Origin of the sequence: Pseudomonas sp. OF001 (genome assembly GCF_904426495.1) — a bacterium.
Lineage (GTDB): Bacteria > Pseudomonadota > Gammaproteobacteria > Pseudomonadales > Pseudomonadaceae > Geopseudomonas.
On the sequence record NZ_CAJGBM010000063.1, the window covers coordinates 76,734 to 91,429 of the forward strand.

Here is a 14,696-nt window from a genome sequence, read left to right on the forward strand (position 1 = left end):
GCGGTCCGCTGGCTGACGCCGACGGCCCGCGTCGCCGCAGGGGCTGAAGGTCAGCCGTGGACGATGTGGAAGTTGGTGAAGCCGTTGGCCTGGCTCTGGATGTCCTCGAGCGCTTGGTTGAGCTGCGCCAGCGGGTAGGCACGCTCCTCGAGCAGCGCCAGGTCGAGGATGCCCGACTCGACCATGCGGGCCATCTCGTCGCCATCGGCAGTGGTGAACCACAGCGAGCCGATGTACTGCAGCTGCTGGCACATGAACGGATGAGGATCGATGGGGATCGGCCCGGCCACCCCGCCGATCTGCACGATGCGCCCGCCGCGGCCGACCGCGCCCATGGCGTCCACCGACAGCGCGGCCGGCGCCTTGGCGCCGAGGGTGTCGAGCATGGCGTCGACGCCGTCCGGCAGCAGCTCCAGCACCTGCTCGCGGATCGGCCGCGCGCCGATCGGCACGATCTCGACGCGCCGCGGGTCCAGCTCCTTGAGACGCTCCAGCGCCGCGCGGTCGCGGGCGGCGACCACCACCTTGGCGGCGCCGAAGGCCAGCGCCAGCAGGGTGGCGCCGACGCCGAGGGTGCCGCTGGCGCCGAGGATCAGGATGCTCTGCGCCGGGCGCAGGGCGGCCTTGCGGATCGCCGAGTAGGCGGTGCCGAGATAGCCGAAGCGGGTGGCCTGGGCGCACGACAGGTTGTCCGGCAGGCGCACCAGGTTGGTGGCCGGCGCGGTCATGTACTCGCCGTAACCGGCGTAGGGGTACTTCTCGAAGATCGCCTGCGAGCCGGAGCCGAAGCCGAAGTAGCCGAGGAAGGTGAAGGCCGCGCAACGCGGCGCTTCGCCCTGCTTGCAGTGGCGGCACTCGCCGCAGCCGATGCCGGGATTGACGTAGACGCGGTCGCCGGGCTTGAAGGAGGTGACCGCCGAACCGACCGCGGCCACGGTGCCGGCCGAGTCGAGGCCGAAGATCGCCGGCAGCGCCGGCAGCGGCAGGAACGGATACCACTCGGGGAAGTGGGTGGTGACGTTCTTCAGGTTGGGGATCACCGTGCTGGCTTCGACCGCGACCAGCACGTCGTGGGCGCCAGGCTGCGGGCGCGGTACCTCGTCGAGAACGAATTGCGCACCGATTTCGTGCAGGCGTGCGGCTTTCATGGTCTGCATATTGCTGCTCTCCGCTGGCCGGACGGCTGCTAAGGCCGCCGGACCGCTCTGTATGGAAGGGAGTAGCGGGACCGGCGCGAACCGGCCCCGCCAGGCGTGGCGCTAAATCAGCGGCCAACCCGCTGCAGGGTCTGCAGGGAGAAGTCGCTGGCCTTAGCGTCGAAATTGGTCCTCCACGACTTGGTGTCAATCATCGACAACGTCGCATGGTTGCGTTGGAAGTCGATGACCGCACTGGCAGTAAGCCGGATATCACCACCGTCGGCCATGTTTGAATAAGTATGAAACTCCATGAATTTCCAGAACTCGCCCTTTCGGTTGTAGGCTTCAACGTAATAGAACCGCGGGTACTTCACCTCCATGTACAAAACTTTCTTGCTGTACGGGTGCACCGACGGAGTAGTCGCCTCGATGACGTATACCTCGCGCGGCTCGAAGTTGTTGTTGTTCATGTTCCAGTAGGGCTCAGCGTCATCCATCACCGGATACTTCTCGGCGAAGCTCTTGCCGTCAGGATTCCACAGGCCGGTCTTGCTGTTGGCAACGGCGAGCACCCAGCGCTTGCCGAGCAGCTTGTACTCGGGGTACCAGCACGGCCGTGCATTGAAGCCATCCAGGTCATCCTGCAGTTGGTCGGAGGAGCCGACCGGGTCCATCCAGGCGCCGCCGGACAGCTGACGCACCCGGCGCACGGCGGGAATGTAGGCCCACACGCTGTTGACCTTGTCCGAGTCGTACATCACGGTATAAGTGCCGAGGCCCTTCATGTCAGAGGGCGACTTGAAGTACAGCAGCTGGCGACCACGCTCGCTACCGTCGCCCTCCACCGTCTGCTCGCTGGTCAGGCGGCCCTTCATGGTGTAGCGGCTGAACTCGGCGACCGGCTCGGCGTGCACGCCCTTCTTGCCGTCAATCAGCAGCTGCGTGAACTGCGGCACCTGGGAAACGTCGCCGAGCAACTGGCCGAGATGCCAGTTCCACACCAGCTTCTCCGCGGCCTGTGGGTCATTCATATCGACGTTCGGGAAGGGTGCGCCGGCTCCCCAGTTGTCCACCCGGCAGGCTTCCTTGTTGAGCACGGCCTTGCCCTCGTTGGCCTGCGAGGCCTTGACCCAACGCGGATCGAGGGGCACTTCCTGGGATTTGGCCAGCGGCAGCTTCCAGCCGCTGTTGCGGATGCGCCATTCCATCTTCTCGGTGAGCAGGCTGGCGATGCTGTGACCTTCGAAGGTGTCGTTCTTGATCTGGTCGAGGTTGGCGGCGGAAATCACCGTGCCCGCCGGCAGTTCGGCAGCGGCGGCGAGGGTCGACAGGCCGCCGCTCGCGGCAAGGAGAGCGGCCGTCAGGGTGTGGCGCAGCGGAAAGCGGAATGCGTTCATGGGGGTCTCTCCGGTGGGGATCAGAACAGATAGGTCAGGCTGGTGTAGAGCTGGTCGCGGTTGTTGAAGTAGTCGAACAGCGTGGCGTTGTCGCAGGAGGCCGCATTCGGGAAGCCGCACTTGTTGCCGTCGCGCGCGTCGCTGCCCCAGAAGGCGTCGTACTCGACCTTCCAGCGCAGCTTGCTGGACAGCTCGAAGGTGACCGAGGGCACGGCGAAGCCGCCGCCGTTGCTGAGGTCGGCGCCGACCACCAGATTGGGGCGGATGCGTCCGCTGTTGTAGCTGAGGTCGAAGATCCCGGTGGCGAGCACCGAGTGCTCCTTGACCTTGCCGCCCCAGCCGACGCTGTAGAGCAGCGCGTCGTCCTCGTCGTAGTTCTGCACCCACTTGTCGAACAGCTGCACCGAGAAGAACATCGGCTTCTCGGTGCCCAGCCAGTCCTGGGTGGCGGCGATGTTCTTGTCCATGCGCAGCATCAGCGCGACCACGTCCTTGGTGGTGTAGCCGTCGAAGCCGGGGGCTACGGCCTGGCTGATCAGGGTCGGCGGCGACTGCAGGATCTGGTAAGGCGCGTCCTTGATGTAGGCCACCTCGGTACTGAACACCGCGTCCGCCCACCCGGAGTAGCGGCTGGCGGTGAAGCCGAAGATGTCGACCATCGGGTAGATGATCTCGCCAGCCGGACCGCGGGTCTGATCGGTACCCTTGGTCTCCGCCCCGGACGGCACGCCTGGCATGCCGAACAATGCCAGGTTGTTGGAGGCATTGAGGATCGGCGACGGGTAGAAGGTCTTCAGGTAGGAGAACGAGTAGTTGGTGTCGCCGTACAGGCCGCTCCAGCGGATGCCACCAGTGACGTCGCGGTAGTCACCCTCGTCGTTCTCGAAGTTGTACGGGTCGATATTGCGGAAGTCGACGCCAGCGGTAGGATGGCTCGACCAGCGTCCGCCGTAGATGTCCAGCTCGGTGCCGATATCCTCCTTGCGGTCCCAACCCGGACGCACGAACACCTCCAGACCGCCGTCCAGCTCCGGCACGTCGATGTTCATCTTGGCGATGATGTTGGCCTTGCGCAGTTCCTCGTTGGCCGGCTCGAGGAAGCTGCGCCAGGTGTTGTCGAAACCGTGCACCAGGTCGTTAGCGGCGAAGAAGTCGGTCTCGCCCCAGGCGATCTGCTGCTTGCCGAGGCGGAACTGCAGGCGCTCACCGACCGGGAAGTCGACGTACAGCTCGCGGATCTCTTCATCGTTGTAGAGATCCATGATGTCGCCCTGGCCGTCGGCCTCGCGGTAGTTGTTGGCGCCCATCTCCTCGAGGTGTTCGAGGAAGTTGGTCTTCACCTCACGGGAGGCGCGCAGCTTGGCCACTACCGTCAGCGCGTCGGTGGCCTGCCACTCCAGATTGAGGCGCGCGGTGCTGCGCGCCATCGACAGCTTGCCCTTGTCGTCGTAGCCCGGGGTGTCCTCCCAGTTCTTCATGTTCCAGGACATTTCCTGGCGCAGGTAGCCGTCGTACTTGAAGCGGTCTTCGGCAAGGGTGGTCGAAGCGACCGTCGCCAGTGCGATCGCCAGCGCGAGCTTGTCCAGAGGGGTGCGCTGGAGCGCACCCACGATGCCGTGCTTGTTCATGTGTTATCCCCAGAGTGGTTGGCAGCGAGGAACCGATGGTTTCTTGTTTTTGTTATCCCGTCTCAGGCCGGCTGGAACGGGGCGGGTTGGACACTGGTCGCCGACTCCTGCGCGCGCTCACCGAAGATGAAGCGCGGGCGGGTGACATAGATCAGTGCGGGCATGACGAACAGCGCGGAGAACGCCGACACGCTCAGCCAGATGGCCATCAGCAGGCCCATCTCGGCCTGGAAGCGCAGCGAGGAAACCCACCACAGCAGGGTGGCGAGGATCAGCACGCTGGCGGTGACGATGACCCCCATGCCCGAGCTGTGCAGGGCTTGGCGGATGGCGTGTTCGGGGCTGCTGCCGATGGCGATCTCTTCCTTGATGCGGTCGGCGATGTAGAAGGCGTAGTCCACCCCCAGGCCGATACCGAGCGCTGCCACCGGCACGGTGTTGATGTTCATGCCGATGCCCTTCCAGGTCATGAAGGCGAAGGTCAGCATGTTGGAGATGATCACCGGAACCATGAACAGCATGCCGGCGACGCTGGAGCGGTAGACGATGGTGCACAGCACGGCGAGCACCAGCAGGGCCAGGGCGATCGCCTCGATCTGGCTGGACAGGATGATCTCGTTGACCGCGGCCATCACGCCGATCAGGCCGCCAGCCAGGTGCCACTGGCCCTCGCTCAGCGGATGGTTGGCGATGAACTCCTTGATGCGCGCCACAGCGGTGCGAATGGTCTCGCCCTGGCGGTCGCGGAACATCAGGGTGACCGAGCCGTTGGCGTACTGCTCGTCGGCGAAGCGCGAGATGTCGCCCGGCTCGGACACCGAGTCGAGCATGGCCATCAGGCTGCCGTTGAGGCTGCCGCTGTCGCCCAGCTCCAGGTAGCGCGGGTTGCCCTCGCGCAGGCTGGCGTTGACCTGCGGCAGCACGTCGGCGATCGACACCGAGCCACCGACCTCCGGCTGTGCCTCGATGAAGCGCTGGAAGCTGTTCATCGCCTGCAGGGCTTCGTTGCCCTTGATCAGGTCGGGACGGCTGTCGTCGCCGAGCACCACGAACATGCGGTCGACACCCTCGAAGCGCGCGTTGATCGCCGCCGAGTCCTGGTTGTACTGCGCCTCGGGCCAGAGGATCGGCGAACCGGGGTTGGCGTCACCGATCTTGAGGTTCAGCGAGTACAGGCCGGCGCTAACCACCACCACCAGGCTGACACCGAGCACCGCGTAGCGGGCCCGCGACAGGCTGACCACAACAGCCAGGTCAAGTACCTTACGCAGCGCCGGCAGGCAGTTCAGCGGATGGGCCATGCCGTGCGGCTTGCGGATGAACGACAGCAGCACCGGGGTGAGGATCACCGCGCTGACGGTCAGGGTCATCACCCAGACCACCGACAGTACGGTCAGCTTCTGCAGCATCGGGATCGGGCTCAGCGCCACCACCGCCATGCACGCGGCGTCGGCAATCACCCCCAGCATGCCCGGACGGAACAGGTCGGCCAGGGCGATCCGCGCGGCGATCCGCGAGGTGTCGCTGCCCGGCGGCAGCAGCTCGATCTCGTCGTCGAAGCGGTTGACGATCTGCACCGAGTGCGACACCGCCCGCGAGGTGATCAGCATGGCCACCACGATTACCAGCGGCTCGAAGTGGATGCCCAGCAGACGGCAGATGCCCAGCGCCCACACCGCGCTGACCACACCAGCCAGTAGCGGCAGGAACAGACCACGCCAGGTGCGCAGCAGGACGAACAGCATGATCAGAGTCACCGCCAGGGCTGCCATGACCAGCTGGATGGTTTCCGGCAGGTAGTGGTTGACCCAGCCGTAGAGGATCGGGTCGCCGACCACGCGGATATTCACGCTACCGTCTTCGACCTTGGCGATCAGCGCGCGCACCTCGTGGAATACCTTGCTGTAGTCGACCTGCTGGTCGATGAAGTCGACGGTGATCAGGGTGGCCTGCAGGTCCTTGGACACATAGGGACCGTAGACCATCGGGTTGCGCAGCACCGAGCGCTTCAGCTCGGCCATCGCCTCAGCGTCGGCCGGCAGGTCGGGCCACATCAGCGGGCGACTCTCGATGCCCGCGGTGGAGGCGCGCACTTCCTTGAGCTTCTTCGAGGCCAGCGAGGTGATCTGGTACTGGTTGACCGCCGAGACCTCGCGCAGGCCCAGGGTGACAGTACGTACCTTGTCCAGCACGGCGGTCTGGAAGATGTCGCCCTCCTCCACCTCGAACATGATGGTGACCATGTTCGAGCCGCCGAAGGTGTCCTTGAACTTCTCGTGGGTCTTAACGTACTCGTGGCGCGAGGGCAGCATGTCCTCGAACACGGTGCGCACCTCGATGTGCAGCGCGAACCAGCTGAGGATCAGGGTCAGGAAGAGCAGGACGCCGGTCACCCAGGCGCGCCGCCGGATACAGAATTCGGCTATGCGTTCGATCATGGTCGTATCTCGCAGAAGAGGGGCCAGGAAAGGCGTTTCAGGGGTTCACGGGCGACCACTGGCGGCCATCCCAGCGGCCGACGTCGGCGCCGGCCAGCCAGATGTTCGAACCGACCAGCAGGGCGCGGGTGTGCCAGGCCAGGTTGCGCTCGTCGAGGGTGCCGGTCTGCCAGTACCAGGCCGCGCTGCTGCTGACCCAGCGGTGCGGTTCGCCGCTGCTGACCCAGCGGCCCAGCGCGCCGCTGGCGAACCAGCGGCTCTTGCCGGCGTCCCAGAGCACGTCGAACAGGTGGTCCTTGATGCCCAGCTCGACGCTGTCCCACTGGCGGCCGCCGTCGCGGGTCACCAGCAGGGCGCCTTCCAGGCCGACCGCCACGCCGTTCAGCGCATCGCGGAACTGCACCGACATCAGCGAGGCCGGCACCGGGCTGGCGACCTCCTCCCAGCTCTGCCCCTGGTCGTCGCTGAGCAGGATGCGGCCGAACTCGCCGACCACCCGCAGGCGGCCGCCGTCGAGGATGGCCACGTCGTTCCAGGCCACGTCTTCCTCCTCGCGCAGGCGCTGCCAGCTGCGGCCGTGGTCGCGGCTGACCAGCAGCGCGCCCATCTCGCCGGTGGCGATGGCCAGGCCGCCGGCGGCGATACGCACGCGGTTGAGCTTGTTGGCGACTTCCGAGCGCGGCACGTCCTGGGCGGCCTGCCAGCTCTGCCCGCCGTCGGCACTGAACAGGATCACCCCGTCGTTGCCGACCGCCACCGCATGGCGGTCATCCCATACGGCGATGTCCTGCAGGGTGCGCTGGGTCGGGGTGGCCAGGCGGCTGACCCGGCCGTCCGCGGCGATGGCGAGGATCTTGCCGCCGGAGCCGCTGACCCAGACCTCGCCGGCCGGCGACAGGGCCAGGCCGTAGAAGTGGTCGCGGCGCTCGAGCAGCGGCGGTGTCACGGTGGCGCCGACCGGCTGCGGCTTGATGAACAGGCCCGCCCACAGCAGGCCGCCGATGATGGCCCAAGGCAGTACCGTCATGAGCACCTTTGTGCCGCGCTGGACGAGGCCCGGACGGGACACCACCTGGGATGAGGCTTGATCGATATTTATCAGTGTTGACATGGGTCAAGTCCGCTGGGTTGACGTTGACCTCACTTTATGAGCACCCCGTGGGACCAACTATCCGCCCACTGCGCGGCTTGTCCCGTGGGCGCACATTAATGCGCCTTGGCGTGCATCGTCCGGATAGGCGGTGCAGCGGTTTTTCCGGCGCGGCGTGGCCGACCGGGCGCTGCACAGGGAGAGCGCTGGAGAAGGCCCCGCAAGGCCGGCCGGCGTGCTCTGCACGGCTGCGGGGCAAGAGGCGGGCACGACCAGCGCGGGCCGTGCCGGTTGGGGGGAGGATCAGCGCAGGGCAAGCGCATGAGGCCACTTTCCCGGTCTGTAGGGGCGAATTCGTTCGCCTTGGCGCGGCATCTTGGCGAATGAATTCGCCCCTACAGCGTATTGACCAGGCCTGCGTTTGCCCTGGAGGCTCAGTGGCCCTTGCCGGCGGCGAGCAGGTCGAGCGCCACGTCGACGATCATGTCTTCCTGGCCGCCGACCATGCGCCGGCGGCCCAGCTCGACGAGGATATCCAGGGTCTTCAGGCCGTACTTGGCGGCGGCCACTTCGGCGTGGCGCAGGAAGCTGGAGTAGACGCCGGCGTAGCCGAGACCGAGGGTCTCGCGGTCGACGCGCACCGGGCGGTCCTGCAGCGGACGCACCAGGTCGTCGGCGGCGTCCATCAGGCGGTACAGGTCGGTGCCGTGGTTCCAGCCCAGCCGCTCGGCCGCGGCGATGAACACCTCGAGCGGCGCGTTGCCGGCACCGGCGCCCATGCCGGCCAGCGAGGCGTCGATGCGGTCGCAGCCCTCCTCCACCGCGGCGATGGAGTTGGCGACGCCGAGGGACAGGTTGTGGTGGGCGTGCATGCCGGTCTGGGTGGCCGGATCGAGCACCGCCTTGAAGGCGCGCATGCGGTCGCGGATGTCGTTCATGTTCATCGCGCCGCCGGAGTCGGCCATGTAGATGCACTGCGCGCCGTAGCTTTCCATCAGCTTGCCCTGGGCGGCCAGCTGCTCGGCCGGGATCATGTGGCTCATCATCAAAAAGCCGACGGTGTCCATGCCCAGGCTGCGCGCGTATTCGATGTGCTGCTTGGAGACGTCCGCCTCGGTGCAGTGGGTGGCGATGCGCACCGAGCGGGCGCCGGCGTCGTAGGCGGCCTTGAGGTCGTGCACCGTGCCGATGCCGGGCAGCAGCAGCACGGTGATCCTGGCGTGCTCGATCACCTCGGCGGCGGCCTCGATCCACTCCAGGTCGGTGTGGGCACCGAAGCCGTAGTTGAACGAGGAGCCCTGCAGGCCGTCGCCGTGGGTGACTTCGATGGAATCGACGCGCGCCTCGTCCAGGGCGCGGGCGATGTCCTGCACGTTCTGGATCGAGTACTGGTGGCGCACCGCGTGGCTGCCGTCGCGCAGGGTGACGTCGGAGATGTACAGCTTCTTGCCGGGATTGAAGGTCATGGCGGATCTCCTTACGCGTTGTGCAGCTGCGACCGGGACAGCATCGCCTGCGCCATGCGCTCGGCGGTGGCCAGCGCGGCGGAAGTCATGATGTCGAGGTTGCCGGCATAGGCCGGCAGGTAGTGGGCGGCGCCTTCGACTTCGAGGAAGATCGAGGTCTTCAGCCCGCTCAGGTGGCCGAGGCCGGGAATGTTCAGCGGTGCGGATTCGGGAATCACGTCGAACTGCACCTTCTGCTTGAGCCGGTAGCCCGGCACGTAGGAGGCAACCGCAGCGGCCATTTCCTCGATGGAAGCCTCCACCCTGGCATGGTCGACGAGGTCGGACAGCACGTAGACGGTATCGCGCATGATCAGCGGCGGCTCCGCCGGGTTCATGACGATGATCGCCTTGCCCTTCTGCGCGCCGCCGATCACTTCGATGGCCTTGGAGGTGGTCTCGGTGAACTCGTCGATGTTGGCGCGGGTACCCGGGCCGGCGGACTTGGAGGCGATGGAGGCGACGATCTCGCCGTAGTGCACCCTGGCCACGCGCGATACCGCAGCAACCATCGGGATGGTGGCCTGACCACCGCAGGTGACCATGTTGACGTTGGTCTCGTGCAGGTTCTGCTCGAGGTTGACCACCGGTACGCAGTACGGGCCGATGGCCGCCGGGGTCAGGTCGATCATGCGCAGGCCGGGCTTGAGGCCGCGCAGGAACACGTCGTTCCTGATATGGGCGGACGCCGAGGTGGCGTCGAAGACGAAGTCGATGTCCTGGAACACCGGCAGGCGGGTCAGCCCCTCGACACCTTCATGGGTAGTGGCCACGCCCATGCGCGCGGCGCGGGCCAGGCCGTCGGAGGCCGGGTCGATGCCGACCATGGCGCCCATTTCCAGGTGCTGGCCGTGGCGGAGGATCTTGATCATCAGGTCGGTGCCGATGTTGCCGGAGCCGATGATGGCGACTTTGAGTTTTTTCATGATGTCGTTCTCTTGTGCACGCAGCTCGCCGATCACTCGGCCGAGAAGTTGACGGCGACCTGGCCGATGCCTTCGATCACCGCCTCGAAGCGGTCGCCGGCGGCCACGCCGACCATCGGGCCGAGGGCGCCGGTGAGGATCAGGTCGCCGGCCTTGAGCGGCTCGCCCAGGCGGGCCATGGTGCGCGCCAGCCACACCGCGGCATTCAGCGGATGGCCGAGGCACTCGGCGCCGCTGCCGCTGGAAACGATCTCGCCGTTGCGGGTCATGGACATGGCGGCCTGACGCAGGTCGACGTCGGCGATGCGCCGCGCCGGGCCGCCGAGCACGTAGCAGCCGCTGGAGGCGTTGTCGGCCACGGTGTCGACGAAGCGGATGTTCCAGTTCTGCACGCGGCTACCGACGATCTCCAGCGCCGGCAGCACCCAACCGGTGGCGTCGAGCAGCTCGGCGAAGGTGGTGTCAGCGAGCGGCAGGTCCTTGTCCAGGATCAGGGCGATCTCGGCCTCGATCTTCGGCTGCAGCACGCGGCCGAACGGCACCACCTCGTTGTCGCCGTAGCCCATGTCGGCGAACAGGGTGCCGAAGTCCGGCTGGTCGACACCGAGCTGGGCCTGCACCTTGGGGTTGGTCAGACCGATCTTGCGACCGACCACGCGACGGCCGGCGGCGACGCCGTGGGCGACGTTGAGGCGCTGGATGGCGTAGGCCGCCGCGCCGTTGTCCTCGCCGATCAGCCCGCGCAGCGGCTCGACGGCCGCCCCGCTCGCCTCGGCCCCGCGCAGGGCGGCGGCCAGTTGTTCCAGGGTCTGTTGGGTCACGCTCATGAGTTGCCTCGAATAGTGACGAAGGAAGGAAAAGCGCGGCGGCCGGCTCAGTGGCCGAGGAAGTCCAGCACCAGGCGGTTGAACCGCTCGGCGTGCTCCCACTGCGCCCAGTGGCCGCAACGGTTGAACACGTGCAGCTCGGCGTTGGGCAGGCCAGCGAGCAGGCGCAGGCCGGTGTCCAGCGGCACGAAGCGGTCGTTGCTGCCCCAGACGATCAGGGTCGGCGCGCTGATCTCGGCCAGACGCGGGCCGAAATCGGGGAACTGTTTCGGGTTGGCCGCGAGGCTCTTGACGAAGTTGTCCAGGTGGTCGCGTCGGCTGAGCATGTTGTCCAGACGCGCCTGGAACAGCGCCTCGGTGAGCTCGCTGCTGTCGTAGACAAAGACGCTCATCATCTTCTTCAGGTTGTCGATGCTCGGCTCGCGATACAGGCCCTGCAGCAGCTTGATGCCCTCGGTGGGCATTGGCACAAAGGGGCTGGCGCCGCCGGTGCCGCCGCCCATCAGCACCAGCCTGCCGACCCGTGCGGGGTTGGCCAGGGCGAAGGCCATGGCGCTGTGCGCGCCCATGGAATTGCCGAGGATGTGCACGCGGTCGATGTCGAGAGCATCGAGCAGGCCCGCGAGCACGCGGGCGTTGAGGTCGGAGCGCGAACCGCTGCAGACGATGGAATCGCTCCGACTCCAGCCCGGGCAGTCCATGAGGATGACCCGGTAGCCGGCATTCACCAGCGGCTCGATGTTGCGGTTGAAGTTGGCCCAGCCGCTGGCGCCGGGACCGGAGCCGTGCAGCATGACCACGGTCTCGCTACCGGCGCCGCAGTCGTTGTAGTGGATGTTGAGGTCGAGTTCGCCGTCCTGGATGCGCACGAAGCGGCTGCTGGCCGCTTCGCTCGGGGTCTGGGGCGTGGTCGTCATGGGCTGTTGTCCTTGCTCGGGAGGGAAGCGCGGGCGGCTCAGGCGTCGGCCTGGCCGACCGGCCGGGCGCTGAGCGCGCCGAAGCCGGCGATCCATTCGGGAATCGGCCGGTAGTAGCGCGCGCCGGCCCGGTAGGGGCCGAAGGCCGACAGTGCCGCAAAGGCGGCCACCCAGGCCTTCACCTCGTGGGTGGAACGGCCGGCCAGGCGCGACAGCTCGGCGTTGCCCAGGCGATCCAGTTCGGCGATGCGGCCGTCGGCCAGCAGGTCGAGGAACGCCTGGTCCCATTCGGGGTTGAGCGGGTGCAGCGACTGCGGGTCGTCGACGAAGCCGCGCGCCGCATCGATCACCCGCTGCTGGCGCGCCGCGCGCTCGTCGGGCGGCAGGTTGCGGCCGCCGCCCATCAGGCGTTCGGCCATGCGCGCGTCCACCTTGGCCAGCTCGGGCACCGGCGGCTGGTGCGACAGGCCGCCGGAGGCCAGCAGCAGCACGCGCTGGTCCAGCGAACGGGCGAAGTGGCCGATGGCCTCGCCGAGCAGGCGGGCGCGCTGGAAGCTCGGCAGCGGCGTGGCGACCGCGTTGACGAACACCGGGATCACCGGGCAACGGTCGAGACCACCGAGCAGCAGCTCCAGCGGCTGGGCGAATCCGTGGTCGACCTGCATGCGGTAGGACACCGCGGCGTCCACCCCGGCCTCCAGCACCGCGGCCGCGCAGGCCTCGGCCAGTTCGCGAGGTACGGCGAGCGGGCCGGCTGCCGTGCCGTAGTCGCCGATGGCGTGGGCGGCCATGCCGATGCAGAACGACGGCATCAGGTCGTAGAAGAAGCCGTTGTAGTGGTCCGGCGAGAACAGGATGACCAGCTCGGGAGCGAAGCGCGCGATGCGCTCGCGGGCGCCCTCCACCACGGCATCCACCTCGGCCAGCACCTCTGCAGCCGGATCGACATGGCCCACCAGCGGCGTGTGCGACAGGCACTGCAGGTAGACGCTCATCCCAGCCTCCTGCCGGCGGCAACGACGGGGTGGGACGGGACAGGGTTGCGCGGGGGCATCGCATCGATCATGGACCAGGACTCCGTGGCGGGCTCGGGCAACGCCTCCGTCGCGACGGCCCGCACGGGCGGCACGCCAGAGGCGTTGCGGCTGCAATGGTCCGATTATGCGAAGCGGCCCGACGCGCAGCGCTCCGCCGAGTCACGGCGTTATCCCGGCAGTGCAGGATTGTGCGTGGGCGCTGCCGGATGACCGGCCCGCCCGCGTGCCCTGCGCAGGCCTATAGTGACTCGACGACATCCACGCCAGCGCCGGCGGCCCAACGCGGCCGGCAGGAGGCCCCATGAACCTCGACCAGTTCCGCCAGCGCGGCCCCTTCGAATGGGAAATGCCCCGGCACGGCGCCATGCGCGTGCCGGGGGTGATCTTCGCCTCGCGCGAGCTGCTCGAGGCGATGGACGCCAAGGTCGGCGAGCAGTTGGCCAACGTCGCCGCGTTGCCCGGCATCGTCGACGCCGCCTACGCCATGCCCGACGCCCACTGGGGTTACGGCTTCCCGATCGGCGGGGTGGCGGCCTTCGATCCGGACGCGGGCGGCGTGGTGTCGGCCGGCGGGGTCGGTTTCGACATCTCCTGCGGGGTGCGCAGCCTGCACACCGGCCTCAGGGAAGCCGACATCGAGGCGGTCAAGGAGCGCCTGGCCGACCTGCTGTTCCGCCGCATCCCGGCGGGCCTCGGCAGCACCGGCGCGCTGCGCCTGACCGGCGCCGAGATGGGCGCCATGCTGCGCGGCGGCGCCAAATGGGCGGTCGAGCAGGGCTTCGGCAGCCCGGAGGACCTGGCGCGGATCGAGGAAGGCGGCTGCATGGCCGGCGCGCTGCCGGCCGAGGTGTCCGCCGAGGCCAAGCACCGCCAGCGCGACGAGATGGGCACCCTCGGCTCGGGCAACCACTACCTGGAGGTGCAGGTGGTCGACGAGCTGTTCGACCTCAAGGCGGCGCAGGCCTACGGCCTGGCGGTGGGCGACGTGCTGGCCACCATCCACTGCGGCTCGCGCGGCATGGGCCACCAGATCGGCACGGATTTCCTGCGCGAGATGGTGATCGCCGCGCCGCGCGCCGGCATCGCGCTGACCGACCGCGAGCTGGCCTGCGCGCCGCTGAACTCCGAGCTGGGGCAGAGCTACCTGGGCGCCATGCGCGCGGCGATCAACTGCGCGCTGGCCAACCGGCAGATCCTCACTCACCTGGCGCGCGCGGCGTTCGCCGAGCTGTTCCCCGGCATCGCCATGCCGCTGCTGTACGACGTGTCGCACAACACCTGCAAGGAGGAGCGCCACATCGTGGGCGGCGAGCGCCGCCGCCTGTTCGTCCACCGCAAGGGCGCCACCCGTGCCTTCGGCCCGGGCCATCCGGAACTGCCGGCCGAGTACCGCGCGGTCGGCCAGCCGGTGCTGATCGGCGGCAGCATGGGCACCGGCTCGTGGATTCTCGCCGGCAGCGGCGGCAACCCGGAGCACGCCTTCGCCTCCGCCTGCCACGGTGCCGGACGGGCGATGAGCCGTCATGAGGCGCTGCGCCGCTGGCAGGGCCGCGGCGTGGTCGACGAGCTGGCCCGGCGCGGCATCCTGATCCGCAGCCCGAGCCTGCGCGGCGTCGCCGAGGAGGCGCCGCTGGCCTACAAGGACGTCGGCGCGGTGGTCGAGGCCGCCGAGCGCGCCGGCCTCGCGCGGCGGGTGGCGCGGCTGCGGCCGCTGGTGTGCGTCAAGGGCTGAGGCGCGGCGTCAACACAGCCCGAGGATGGCCTCGGGCTGTGTTGACGAACGCGGCCGGCG

The 14,696-nt window shown here is 68.0% G+C and carries 11 protein-coding genes; 1 reads left to right on the plus strand and 10 read right to left on the minus strand.

Going from position 1 to position 14,696, the window contains the following annotated elements:
• Positions 1-50: 50 nt before the first annotated feature.
• The 10 genes from RA210_RS19830 to mhpB form a co-directional block, all read right to left on the minus strand.
• Positions 51-1,157, minus strand: a complete 1,107-nt coding sequence (locus RA210_RS19830) for an alcohol dehydrogenase catalytic domain-containing protein (RefSeq protein ID WP_136488689.1) — start codon at positions 1,155-1,157, stop codon at positions 51-53.
• A 107-nt stretch (positions 1,158-1,264) separates the two neighbouring features.
• Complete coding sequence (locus RA210_RS19835; RefSeq protein ID WP_201487771.1) at positions 1,265-2,536, minus strand: DUF1329 domain-containing protein; 1,272 nt, start codon at positions 2,534-2,536, stop codon at positions 1,265-1,267.
• Positions 2,537-2,556: 20 nt separating this feature from the next.
• Entirely contained in the window at positions 2,557-4,164 is a 1,608-nt protein-coding gene (locus RA210_RS19840; protein WP_201487772.1) for a DUF1302 family protein, read from the minus strand.
• Between the two features lie 62 nt (positions 4,165-4,226).
• Positions 4,227-6,602 carry an efflux RND transporter permease subunit gene (locus tag RA210_RS19845; RefSeq protein ID WP_201487773.1) on the minus strand — a complete coding sequence of 792 codons (2,376 nt, stop codon included), beginning with the start codon at positions 6,600-6,602 and terminating at the stop codon, positions 4,227-4,229.
• Between the two features lie 37 nt (positions 6,603-6,639).
• The gene (locus tag RA210_RS19850; RefSeq protein ID WP_236574823.1) at positions 6,640-7,629 is read right to left on the minus strand and encodes a YCF48-related protein; all 990 of its coding nucleotides are present in this window, start codon (positions 7,627-7,629) and stop codon (positions 6,640-6,642) included.
• A gap of 497 nt (positions 7,630-8,126) precedes the next feature.
• Positions 8,127-9,158 (minus strand): 4-hydroxy-2-oxovalerate aldolase, encoded by a 1,032-nt coding sequence (gene dmpG / locus RA210_RS19855; RefSeq protein WP_201487775.1) that lies wholly within the window; start codon positions 9,156-9,158, stop codon positions 8,127-8,129.
• An 11-nt stretch (positions 9,159-9,169) separates the two neighbouring features.
• The gene (locus RA210_RS19860; RefSeq protein WP_201487776.1) at positions 9,170-10,123 is read right to left on the minus strand and encodes an acetaldehyde dehydrogenase (acetylating); all 954 of its coding nucleotides are present in this window, start codon (positions 10,121-10,123) and stop codon (positions 9,170-9,172) included.
• Positions 10,124-10,155: 32 nt separating this feature from the next.
• Positions 10,156-10,950, minus strand: coding sequence for a 2-keto-4-pentenoate hydratase (mhpD, locus tag RA210_RS19865; RefSeq protein WP_201487777.1), 795 nt, complete (start codon positions 10,948-10,950; stop codon positions 10,156-10,158).
• A 47-nt stretch (positions 10,951-10,997) separates the two neighbouring features.
• On the minus strand, positions 10,998-11,867 hold the full coding sequence (locus RA210_RS19870; RefSeq protein WP_201487778.1) for an alpha/beta fold hydrolase: 870 nt from the start codon (positions 11,865-11,867) through the stop codon (positions 10,998-11,000).
• Between the two features lie 38 nt (positions 11,868-11,905).
• Complete coding sequence (gene mhpB / locus RA210_RS19875; protein WP_201487779.1) at positions 11,906-12,862, minus strand: 3-carboxyethylcatechol 2,3-dioxygenase; 957 nt, start codon at positions 12,860-12,862, stop codon at positions 11,906-11,908.
• A 343-nt stretch (positions 12,863-13,205) separates the two neighbouring features.
• On the opposite strand from mhpB, the gene RA210_RS19880 reads away from it, so the two are divergent.
• Positions 13,206-14,636, plus strand: coding sequence for an RtcB family protein (locus RA210_RS19880; protein WP_201487780.1), 1,431 nt, complete (start codon positions 13,206-13,208; stop codon positions 14,634-14,636).
• Positions 14,637-14,696 lie beyond the last annotated feature (60 nt).

What these genes read in the sequence shown, in the direction of transcription:
- RA210_RS19830 (WP_136488689.1), bottom strand. Translation starts at nt 1,157, where the DNA reads ATGCAGACCATGAAAGCCGCACGCCTGCACGAAATCGGTGCGCAATTC.
- RA210_RS19835 (WP_201487771.1), bottom strand. Translation starts at nt 2,536, where the DNA reads ATGAACGCATTCCGCTTTCCGCTGCGCCACACCCTGACGGCCGCTCTC.
- RA210_RS19840 (WP_201487772.1), bottom strand. Translation starts at nt 4,164, where the DNA reads ATGAACAAGCACGGCATCGTGGGTGCGCTCCAGCGCACCCCTCTGGAC.
- RA210_RS19845 (WP_201487773.1), bottom strand. Translation starts at nt 6,602, where the DNA reads ATGATCGAACGCATAGCCGAATTCTGTATCCGGCGGCGCGCCTGGGTG.
- RA210_RS19850 (WP_236574823.1), bottom strand. Translation starts at nt 7,629, where the DNA reads ATGACGGTACTGCCTTGGGCCATCATCGGCGGCCTGCTGTGGGCGGGC.
- dmpG (WP_201487775.1), bottom strand. Translation starts at nt 9,158, where the DNA reads ATGACCTTCAATCCCGGCAAGAAGCTGTACATCTCCGACGTCACCCTG.
- RA210_RS19860 (WP_201487776.1), bottom strand. Translation starts at nt 10,123, where the DNA reads ATGAAAAAACTCAAAGTCGCCATCATCGGCTCCGGCAACATCGGCACC.
- mhpD (WP_201487777.1), bottom strand. Translation starts at nt 10,950, where the DNA reads ATGAGCGTGACCCAACAGACCCTGGAACAACTGGCCGCCGCCCTGCGC.
- RA210_RS19870 (WP_201487778.1), bottom strand. Translation starts at nt 11,867, where the DNA reads ATGACGACCACGCCCCAGACCCCGAGCGAAGCGGCCAGCAGCCGCTTC.
- mhpB (WP_201487779.1), bottom strand. Translation starts at nt 12,862, where the DNA reads ATGAGCGTCTACCTGCAGTGCCTGTCGCACACGCCGCTGGTGGGCCAT.
- RA210_RS19880 (WP_201487780.1), top strand. Translation starts at nt 13,206, where the DNA reads ATGAACCTCGACCAGTTCCGCCAGCGCGGCCCCTTCGAATGGGAAATG.